Raw genomic sequence first — 998 nt, 5'->3', positions numbered from 1 at the left:
CTAAGCGGTCACATCCGCACCCACGCTGCCGTCCCCCTTGCCTTGCGTTGTGAGCGGCAGCTTTGTCCCGCCTAGTTGTCAGCCTCAGGTGCCGGCGCTCCCGGAGCGACGATCGTTTTCTTGATCGCACGGTCGGCCTCATCGGACATGGCCTCGACCTTGGTCCGGTAGGCGTCCAGCATCTCCCGGCTCTTCCTGTGGTCCGAGATGACCATCTCGCGGAACCCCATGAAGGCCTCCGAACTGAAGCTCCGTTCGCGCAGGTCAGCGATCCACTTGGACACCAGCGAATACTCGGCATTCTGGATGTCGGCCACGCATTTCGAAGCGTCGCTCTTGGCCACGAAGCTGCTGGTGCTGTTGGCAGTCTGCGCCCGCACCGCCTCGACATTGTGCTCGAAACGGGTCTTGATCCACGCGCTGTGGCGCTGAAGGGCGTCCATGACCTCGTCGCCGCTGGCCGCATCGAGATACACGCCTCCGCCCACCTCGGCCACTTCGGCCAACATGGCGCGGTCCTGCGGTGGAAGATCGAAGCCGATCACGTTGACGATGGCGCGCGCACCGGAGGTGTGCAGGTTGCGCGCGGCCGCGACCGGATCACCGTCACAGGTCTCCTCGCCATCCGAGACGATGAACACGACCTGCTCGCCCTTCTCCGCCTCGGGCGCCAGTGCCGCTCCGGCAGCCTCGATCGCCGTCGCGAGCGGCGTCCAGCCGGTCGGCTGAAGGGCATCAAGCGCTTCGGCGAGGGCTCCAGCGGCATCAGGTGCGACAGGCACGAGGGTCTCGACCTCCGCACAAGACTCTGCCTTCCCGCTTTCGTCGTTGCTGCCCTCATGACCGAAGACCACCAGGCCGATCTCGGCATCCTCAGGCAGGGAGGTCACGAAGCGTGTCACCGCTTCGGTGGCCGCCTGCATCTTGATCTCGCCACCGGCCTGACCCGCCATCGAGCCGGAGGCATCGAGCGCGACCACCGCGCGCAGCCAACCGGG

1 protein-coding gene is annotated in these 998 nt (G+C 66.1%); it reads right to left on the bottom strand.

Annotation, left to right across the window (positions count from 1 at the left end; all coding sequences use genetic code 11):
• Window positions 1-71: 71 nt before the first annotated feature.
• Window positions 72-980: a VWA domain-containing protein gene (locus Q0938_RS19135; protein WP_299365711.1), complete on the bottom strand. Its 909-nt coding sequence runs from the start codon at window positions 978-980 to the stop codon at window positions 72-74.
• Window positions 981-998 lie beyond the last annotated feature (18 nt).

Origin of the sequence: uncultured Paracoccus sp. (assembly GCF_947496875.1) — a bacterium.
Lineage (GTDB): Bacteria > Pseudomonadota > Alphaproteobacteria > Rhodobacterales > Rhodobacteraceae > Paracoccus.
The sequence above is the reverse complement of the archived record's forward strand: the minus strand, read 5'-3'. Positions and strand labels throughout refer to the sequence as shown.